We start from the raw sequence: 8,115 nt of genomic DNA, 5'->3' as shown, positions 1-8,115 counted from the left end.
CCGCCAGCCAGCGAGGCGCCGCGCCACAGAACCTGTCCGCCGGTCGTTCGAGTCACCCCGGTGAGACAGTTGAACACCGTTGTCTTGCCGGCGCCGTTCGGACCGATCAGGCTGACGATCTCGCCGCTGCGCACCGTAAAGCTGACACCGCCGACCGCCTGCACACCGCCGAAGCGGCGCTGCATGTTGCGCACATCGAGGAGGATTTCATCGGTGACGGTCTCGCGGGGCAACGGTGTTGCAGCGCCGCCCGCCTCCTTGCGTGGAAGCGCCACGCGGCGCAGAGGCGCCGGCCACAGCCCTTGCGGGCGCAGCAGCATCAGGATCACGAGCCCGATCGCGAAAGCGAAGATGCGCCAGAGGTTGAGGAAACGCAGCAGCTCAGGCAGGCCGGCCACGATGACTGCGCCCAGGATCACGCCGGGAATGCTGCCACGGCCGCCGAGTACGACGACGATGAGGATCGTGACGGACTGAAGATAGGTGAAGGCGGTCGGGTCGATGGTTCCGAAGCGCGCGGCGAACAGGCTGCCCGCGAGGCCCCCGATCAATGCGCCCATGACATAGGCGAGCAGTTTCACGCGCAGCGTCGGCACGCCGACCGCTTCGGCCGCCGCCTCGTCCTCACGGATGCTGGTCCAGGCGCGACCGAGCCGCGACTTGCCGAGCCGGATCGCGAACACGAGCACCAGCACGAGGAGCGCGATGCCCAGTTCGTACACCGCCCGAGGTGAGCTGATCTCGTAGCCGAACAGGTTGGGGGGCTCGATGCCGTAGATGCCGTTCGGGCCGCCGGTGATGCTGAGGTTGGTGGCGACAATACGCGTAATCTCACCAAACCCAAGCGTCACAATCGCCAGATAGTCGCTGCGCAGGCGCAGGGTAGGGTAGCCGATGACGATGCCCGAAGCACCGGCAAACGCCAGGCTGAAGGGCAGCGTTTCCCAGAACGAGAAGTGCAACAGCGTTTCCAGCAGCGCGGTTGTGTAGGCGCCAATGGCAAAGAAGGCCGCATAGCCCAGATCCAGCAGCCCGGCATAACCCACCACGATGTTCAGCCCGAGGCCAAGGATTGAATAGGTGGCGATGGTCAGGCCGACATCGACGACATAATTGCTGGCGACAGCCGGCAGCACCGCAGCGGCGACAAGAAGCGCGACGCCGGTCGTGCGGGACCCACGTAATGACGCCAGCAATGGTTTCATCGGCTACATTCTCTCGACAACGCGTTCACCGAACAATCCGGTCGGTTTGATCACGAGCACGCCGATCAGTACGCCGAACACGAACACATCGGTCCATCGCGAAGAGACATAGCCAGCGCCCAGCGCTTCGAGCAGGCCAATCAGGATGCCGCCGGCCATCGCCCCCGGAATATTGCCGATGCCACCGAGAACCGCAGCGGTGAAGGCGCGCAGGCCAAGCACAAAGCCCATGAAGAAATTGATCTGCGTGTAGTAGAGCCCTTCCATGACACCTGCCACGGCGGCCAGCGTCGAACCCAGGAAGAAGGTTAGCTGGATCAGGCGCTCGACATCGATACCCATCAGGCGCGCCGCGTCCTGATCGATTGCCAGCGCGCGCATCGCGGTGCCGACGAAGGTGCGGTGGACAAAGAAATACAACGCGAGCATCAGCGCAAGACTGGCCACGATGATGCCGACTTGCGCGAACGTGATCTGCACGCCGTGGAAATCGAATCCTGCGTGGCTGAGCACGTGGGGATAGGTGTTGAAGCCGGCGCCGTAGAGGAGCAATACGCCGTTCTCCAGCGCTAGCGAGACGCCGAGTGCCGTGATCAGGATCGACAACCGGGGGGCGCGCAACAGTGGCTGGTACGCGAGCCGCTCGATCGCGAGGCCGAGTGCGCCTGTGACCGCCATCGAGGCCACAAGCGTAATGAGCAGCGCCAAAGCGAGCGGCACGTGCGCTGCAGCAAGCACGGTCAAGCCGGTCCAGCCGATGAACGCACCGACCATGAACAAGTCGCCGTGAGCGAAGTTGATCAGCCGGATGATCCCGTAGACCATCGTGTAGCCGAGGGCGACAAGCGCATAGAACGAGCCGATCGTCAGCCCTTCGATGACGAACTGGAAGAAGGTGCTCATGGCTTAAGCGCGGTGCGCTACGGAGCCTATTTCATCGTCACCCAGTGTCCGCTTGCATCTTGCCTTTGGTACGGAGCGAAATTGTCCCCGCGAACGATGATGGTGATATACACCGCCACGCTGCGGTCACCCTTCGAGTTGAAGCCTATCGTCCCGGTCGCTCCCGGGTAGTTCGAGATCTTGTGCAGGGCCGCCGAGATCGCCGAGGGCGTTGTCGATTTGGCGTCCGCGATTGCTTTCGCCGTGACCCCGATGGCATCGTATTCGTAGACTGAATACGGACCCGGGCCTTGACCGTAAGCCTTTGTATAGTCGTCGACGTAGCCGTGCGCGGCGCTCAGGAACTGCGCCAGCGGCGCCGTGGTGATGATCATGTCGTTCGCGGCCGGGCCGGCTGTCTTCATCAGCGTCGGGTCGTTGGTGCCGTCGCCGCCCATCAAGGTCATCTTCAGTCCCAGTTGCCGCGCCTCCTTGACGATCAAGCCTGCTTCGGAGAAATAGCCGGTGTAATAGATGACGTCCGGGTTCAGCGCGGCGACATGGGTCAGCGTTGGCGAGTAGTCCATCTGACCGGGCGTGATCGAGTCGTCGTAGACGACGTCGACGCCATCCTTTTTCAGGGCTTCCACTGTGTTGTCGGCGAGACCCTTTGAGTAGGTCGTGTTGTCGTTGATAACGGCCGCGCGCTTTGCATGGAGCGAGTTCTTCATGAAACTGGCTGCAAACGGACCTTGCTCGTCGTCACGGCCGATCGTGCGGAACACGTTGTCGTAGCCCATCTCGGTCAGCTTTGGATTGGTCGACGCATCCAGCACGTAGGGAATCCCGGCGCGATGAAACGTGGACAGCTCCGGTAGCGCCGCGCTCGAACAATAGCCACCGGCTACCGCGACGACGCCCGCATCGACCAGTTTCTGTGCTGCCTGCACCGCTGTCTGCGCGTCGCAGGCGTCATCCTCCGGCACTAGTTCGATCTGCTTGCCGAGAACCCCGCCCGCCGCATTGATTCGAGTGGCAGCAAGCTTGGCGCCATTGAGGATGTCCGTGCCGGCGTTGGCACTGCTGCCGGACAGCGGCACGGGCACGCCGATCTTGATGGTCTGGCCTTGCGCCGAACCAGGGGCCACGCCGGCGAGCATGATCAGGGCGGCTACTGCCGCGACTGTCGTGTGCCGCAAGACGCGACTCGCGCCGGGCGTGCCATTGTTCTGAGCAATCATGTTGGGGACTCCTTATTGTGAAAGGGATCAGGGCGATCCGCTACGCGGCGTAATCATGAAAGCGCTCCTTTCATGATAGGTCTCGTTGCACATTTGGACGGTATAGGGTATCTGCGTATAAACCACCATACAAAAGCGTCGACAACATTGTATTTTTGAGGGACAGGCCGCTTTGCATGGGACCGGAAAATGGCTTGGAGTCACACATGAAATGCGTCGTGCTAGGGGGCGGAATCGCGGGAGTCACGGCCGCCTACTACCTTGCCAAAGAGGGTCGCGAGGTGACGGTGATCGACCGCCAGCCCGGCGTCGCGCTCGAGACCAGCTTTGCCAACGCCGGTCTGGTCGCGCCAGGGCATTCGTATACGTGGGCGTCTCCGCGTGCGCCGAAAATCCTCCTGAAATCTCTCTTCGTCGAAGGGCAGGCGCTGCGGCTCAAGCTCAATGCAGACCCTCACATGTGGATGTGGTGCCTCCAGTTCCTGCGAAACTGCACGGCGGAGCGCTCGCGTCAGAACACGACGCGTAAAGTGAAGCTGTGCTGCTACGCGCAGAGTCAATTGCAGCAACTGACCGCGGCCGAGCACTTGCAGTACGACCGCATCAGCCGCGGCCTGTTGTATCTCTATCGCGACGAAGCTTCTTTCGCGCGAGGCACGCAGAATATGTCGATCCTCGCGGACAACGGGCTGCGGCTCGAAACGCTCGATGCGGCGCAGGTGGTCGCGCGCGAGCCGGCGCTTGGGGGTGCGCGCGACAAGATCGCCGGCGCGATATATTGCCCGACCGACGAAAGTGGTGACGCGCATTTGTTTACCCGCGGCCTCAAGTCGGTGTGCGAGCAACTGGGCGTGCATTTCACATTCGATACGTCCATTAGCGCGATCGAGGCGTCCGGCGACGAGGTCGTCGGGGTGCGTACGCCAGCGGGGTTCCTGAAGGGCGACGAGTTCGTCCTTGCACTCGGTTCCTGGTCGCCGATCATGGCGCGCCCGCTTGGCTACCGGCTGCCGGTGTACCCGGTCAAGGGCTATTCCGCCACGTTTCCTGTCGGGCCCGATCACCGTCCACCGGAACTGGGTGGTGTCGACGAGAATAATCTCGTGGCATGGGCGCGTTTTGGCCAACGCCTGCGCTTTACCGCAACCGCCGAATTCGCCGGCTACGACACTCACCACACACCCGCTGACTTCAGGCAGATGCTCCGGGCCGCCCGGGAGTTGTTCCCCGATGGCGCCGACTACGCCCGCCCGTCCTTCTGGGCAGGCCTGCGCCCGATGACGCCCGAGGGGACGCCGCTGATCGGCCGCACGCGTCACAGGAACCTGTATCTGAACACGGGCCACGGACACATGGGATGGACGATGTCGTGTGGCACCGCGAAACTGCTGGTCGACATCATGGCCGGTCGCGAACCTGAACTCGACATGACAGGGATGACACTGAAATGAGCACGATCCCCCTTCAGGATGCCGCCTACACAAGGCTCGAATTCGCGCTGGACGATGGCATCTGCCGACGTGCAGCCATAGGGCTCGTGGTGCTGGCCACCGACCATACGATCGAACACGAGTGGCGCCGCCTGCTCACGCAGGAGGGCGTCGCGTTCTACGAATCCCGCGTGCTCAACTCGCCGGACATCACACCGGAACGCCTCGCGGAAATGGACACGCGCATCGCGCCGGCGGTCGCGCTGATTCGTCCCGCCGAGCGGATCGATGTTGTGGCGTTTGGCTGCACGTCGGCATCGATGGTGATCGGCGAGGAAAAGGTATTCTCGCGCATCCACGAAGCGCGTCCGGGCGTCGCGTGCACCACGCCAATCACTGCTGCGCTTGCGGCGCTTCGCGCGCTGGGCGCGAAGCACTCCGGACTGTTGACGCCTTATGTGCGCTCGATTAACGATTTCATGCGCGACTACATTGAGGCACGCGGCGTCGGCATTACGCGCATGGCGTCGTTCGAGCATGCGAATGACAACGAGGTGGCGCGGATAGACGCGGACTCTCTGCGAGCCGCCGTCGAGCGTCTTGCAAGCAATCCTGACGTGGATGCTGTTTTCGTGTCGTGCACGAGCTTGCGCATCGCGGAGCTGATTCCAGAGCTGGAGGCTACGATCGGCAAACCGGTGATATCCAGCAACTTCGCAATGGCCTGGCACGCGTTGCGGCTAGCCGGCGTGGAAGACCGCGAGCCCCATCTTGGGAGGTTGTTTGCACTGGCTTGACCGGTGTAGTTCGCAAAGACCACGGGAGAAACTCACGATGCATAAGCTCACCTACGTTGCGGGTACGCTATTAAGCGCCGGGGCGGCCCTTGCCGCTGCGCAAACTCCATCATTGCCATCGCCGCCGGTCGCCGGCGGGACTCCCACGCAGATGCCGTTCGACATTCCCTACGGCACGTCGATCGGCATAGACGCGGCGAAGAAGCTCCTTGCGATAGCCGAAGCAGAAGCGAAGAAACACGACTGGAAAATGAACATCGCCGTGGTCGATACGCACGGCGATCTGGTCGGATTTGAACGCATGGATGGGGCACAACTTGCATCGATACCCATCGCGCAGCGCAAGGCACGCACTGCAGCCCGTTTTCGTCGCGAGACGCGCGTCTTTTACAATCAATTCGAAACGGGACACGCCTATGTCGGCACCCTTGACCCGGACCTGGTGGCATCGCCGGGCGGCTTTCCGCTGGTGGAGGAGGGCAAGCTAATCGGTGCGATCGCATGCAGCGGCGGCACGGGCGACCAGGACGCAGCGGTGTGCAAGGTGGCTGCGGATACGGTCAAATAGGCTAGCAAGGCCGCTGCCATTTTGGTGTAAAATAAATGCCAATTGGCAGGAGGGGGTAAATCATGCGTGGTGGAGAGATTGTTTCAGCAGACGCTTTGCTCGGGGGGCGCGCGGTATTTGCTCGCGCGCCTCGGTCGGGCCTTGAATGGGTCGATGTGGTCCGTCACGGCATCTCTTCGCGAGCCCTCGACTCCATGCTGAAGTCGATCGGATTATCGCAAGCGGAACTTGCGCAGGCGCTGGACATTCCCGAGCGGACCTTGGCACGGCGCAAGCGCGAAGGTGTGCTAAGTCGCGAGGAGTCCGCGAAACTGCTCCGACTCGCGCGCGTGGTTGCGCGCGCCGCGGAGGTATTCGAGGGACTCGATGCCGCGCTCAATTGGCTCAAGACTCAAATTGATGCGCTGGAGGGTGCGACACCGCTCAGTCTTGTCGATACTGATATTGGTGCCGATAGCGTGATGGATACATTGGGCCGCATCGAGCACGGTGTGTTTGCTTGATGCGCACGGTATGGCGAGTGGTCACGCAACGATATGCGGATACGGCGTTCTCGGGGGAAGGCGCGCGATTGTATGGCGGGCGATGGAATCCCAAGGGGCTCTCGATGGTCTATACAGCCCAAACGCAGTCGCTCGCCTTGCTGGAAATGCTTGTGCAGGACGTACCGCTTCATGCCCGCTATGTGATGATTCCAGTTCGCGTTCCCGAGCAAAGTATCGAGCACATCGATCAAACACAATTGCCTGCTGACTGGCGCGAGCTTTCAGGCAGGAGTGACCTGCAACACATCGGGGCGGCCTGGATACGCGCAGCAACGAGTGCCGTACTCGCCGTTCCGAGCGCAGTCGTTCCCGCTGAGTTTAACTATCTAATCAATCCCGCTCATCCCGATTACGCGCTTCTTGAGATCGGGACGCGTACGGAGTGGCTGACCGACCAAAGGTTGATGCGGCGCGCGACCCCGCCTGGATAGTCGACGTGCATCCGCTTTCCTCTCGTTACGATAAACATAGGATGCCAAAATAAGTTGCCGTAAATCTCATTTCCGTTGACCCGGCACGGGTGTTCAAGCAGTTGCTTCGAGACAGTGCCGCTTGCACTTTCTAAGGAAGCTGACCGTGGTAACCTTTTGCGATCGGAATCGTCTCGTAGACCCCGCAGGAGCGCGGACTTGAGGCCATTGACACACCGACGTCGTACACATCAACCAGTCTTCCCTCTGGACTAGCGAGAACGCCAATGACGCAGCTGTCTGACGGTGCCCCGGGCACCCCCGATCACGACGACCACACGTCAAAAGATCCCGCCGGTCAGAATGCCGTCACGCCGGAGAAACGACTGGCACGAGGTATTTTTTTGCACACCGGCTGGAGGAGCGCGGGAACCTGGGTATGGTCCCGGTTTCGGGCGTTGCCGACTGTGACGGCATTCTATGAACCGCTTCATCCATTGCTCGGCGAACTGAGACTGGTCGATATTCCCGCCCTGGAGCCGACTTTTACTTCAGGTCACCCACCACTCAAGACGCCTTACTTCACGGAATACCGGCCGTTTATCCAGGAAGGCGCGCACGGTGTGATCGGGTATAGGAAGAGCTTCAACACGGATCGCTTTGGGCCCGTGCCGGACGCTGGATTTCCCGCATTGCAGACGTACTTGAAAAGCCTCTGCGACCAGACGACGGATCAAGGCAAAACACCCGTCTTCAAATTTTGCCGCTCCATGGGACGCCTGCCGTGGCTCAAGACCGCGTTTCCTGACGTAATGCATGCAGTTGTCCTACGAAACCCTGCATCACAGTTCGCCTCTGGATGGTTGCTTCATCTGCAATGGAGCAACCCGTTTTTTGTTGCTGCGCCATTTCGCGTGTTGGGCCTCAATCAGACCGAGCCCATCGTCAGGCAGGTCATTGAGGCATGCGGAGTTCGCTTGGCCGCCGCGCCTGTTACCTCGATCGATGAGTATGCGGCCGCCTGCGAGCAATATGTG

At 61.4% G+C, this 8,115-nt stretch carries 9 protein-coding genes; 6 read left to right on the top strand and 3 right to left on the bottom strand.

Annotated features, from left to right (window positions below; translation table 11 throughout):
• The 3 genes from WCA53_RS22490 to WCA53_RS22480 form a co-directional block, all read right to left on the bottom strand.
• Positions 1–1,205: ABC transporter permease subunit (locus tag WCA53_RS22490; RefSeq protein WP_423915709.1), on the bottom strand; the 1,205-nt coding region annotated here is incomplete at its 3' end.
• Between the two features lie 3 nt (positions 1,206–1,208).
• On the bottom strand, positions 1,209–2,108 hold the full coding sequence (locus WCA53_RS22485) for a branched-chain amino acid ABC transporter permease (protein WP_423915706.1): 900 nt from the start codon (positions 2,106–2,108) through the stop codon (positions 1,209–1,211).
• 26 nt (positions 2,109–2,134) lie between these two features.
• Complete coding sequence (locus WCA53_RS22480) at positions 2,135–3,328, bottom strand: branched-chain amino acid ABC transporter substrate-binding protein (protein ID WP_423915702.1); 1,194 nt, start codon at positions 3,326–3,328, stop codon at positions 2,135–2,137.
• A 206-nt stretch (positions 3,329–3,534) separates the two neighbouring features.
• On the opposite strand from WCA53_RS22480, the gene WCA53_RS22475 reads away from it, so the two are divergent.
• The 6 genes from WCA53_RS22475 to WCA53_RS22450 all read left to right on the top strand — a co-directional run.
• Positions 3,535–4,779: a D-amino acid dehydrogenase gene (locus tag WCA53_RS22475; protein ID WP_423915700.1), complete on the top strand. Its 1,245-nt coding sequence runs from the start codon at positions 3,535–3,537 to the stop codon at positions 4,777–4,779.
• Entirely contained in the window at positions 4,776–5,555 is a 780-nt protein-coding gene (locus tag WCA53_RS22470; RefSeq protein WP_423915698.1) for a maleate cis-trans isomerase family protein, read from the top strand. The genes WCA53_RS22475 and WCA53_RS22470 overlap by 4 nt, the downstream gene beginning before the upstream one ends.
• Positions 5,556–5,592: 37 nt before the next feature.
• Positions 5,593–6,123 carry a GlcG/HbpS family heme-binding protein gene (locus WCA53_RS22465; RefSeq protein WP_423915696.1) on the top strand — a complete coding sequence of 177 codons (531 nt, stop codon included), beginning with the start codon at positions 5,593–5,595 and terminating at the stop codon, positions 6,121–6,123.
• A 62-nt stretch (positions 6,124–6,185) separates the two neighbouring features.
• Entirely contained in the window at positions 6,186–6,626 is a 441-nt protein-coding gene (parS, locus tag WCA53_RS22460) for a type II RES/Xre toxin-antitoxin system antitoxin (RefSeq protein WP_423915693.1), read from the top strand.
• Positions 6,626–7,099 carry an RES family NAD+ phosphorylase gene (locus WCA53_RS22455; RefSeq protein ID WP_423915690.1) on the top strand — a complete coding sequence of 158 codons (474 nt, stop codon included), beginning with the start codon at positions 6,626–6,628 and terminating at the stop codon, positions 7,097–7,099. Before parS ends, WCA53_RS22455 begins: the two co-directional genes overlap by 1 nt.
• A gap of 266 nt (positions 7,100–7,365) precedes the next feature.
• On the top strand, positions 7,366–8,115 hold a 750-nt coding region (locus WCA53_RS22450; protein ID WP_423915688.1), incomplete at its 3' end, for a hypothetical protein.

Source organism: Caballeronia sp., from assembly GCF_049581465.1.
Lineage (GTDB): Bacteria > Pseudomonadota > Gammaproteobacteria > Burkholderiales > Burkholderiaceae > Caballeronia.
The sequence above is the reverse complement of the archived record's forward strand: the minus strand, read 5'-3'. Positions and strand labels throughout refer to the sequence as shown.